This is a genomic window from Geodermatophilus sp. SYSU D01036, from assembly GCF_054050435.1.
This window is the reverse complement of record NZ_JBJGZJ010000057.1, coordinates 1-609: the sequence shown is the minus strand read 5'-3', so window position 1 is coordinate 609 and position 609 is coordinate 1. Positions and strand designations below refer to the sequence as shown.

1 rRNA gene is annotated in these 609 nt (G+C 67.8%); it reads left to right on the top strand.

The window, feature by feature from the left end:
* Positions 1 to 116: ribosomal RNA gene (locus ACI8AR_RS23765) — 16S ribosomal RNA — on the top strand; the annotation flags it as partial.
* Positions 117 to 609 lie beyond the last annotated feature (493 nt).

Below are 609 nucleotides of genomic sequence, written 5' to 3'. Positions count from 1 at the left end.
CGAAGCCGGTGGCCCAACCCCTTACCGGGAGGGAGCCGTCGAAGGCGGGATCGGCGATTGGGACGAAGTCGTAACAAGGTAGCCGTACCGGAAGGTGCGGCTGGATCACCTCCTTTCTAAGGAGCACTGGCCGGCGGACTCGTTCTGCCGGCCCAGAGCCACGCCCATCGCGGGATGGCTTCTCAACTGTGAGGAGCCGCGGGTTGGTGGGGTGGTGCTCGAGGGTGGAACGCTGACCAGTTCGGCCGGCCGCGGTCGCGGCCCGCTAGTACGGCCCCTGCGGGGGTGGGGAACGCGGGTGCGGGTCCGGGGTCGGTCGTAGGCACGCTGTTGGGTCCTGAGGGAGCGGACTCCTGCCCGGCCGGCGCCTCGCGCGCCGGCGGGTGGGGGAGCTGCACCTCGTCCGGGCCTCCGGGATCTCATACCGCTCGATGTCGTGTTCGTTGGAACGCGGGGTCGGGGCCGGTGGGGTCGGTTGCGGAGGTGACGGGTCGGTCGTTGAGAACTGCACAGTGGACGCGAGCATCTTTTGAGCTCCGACTCCGCAGGGGTCGGAGTTCTCAGTTCGATGGTTTGTGGGTTTGTGTGTGGTCAAGATGTTGAGGGCAC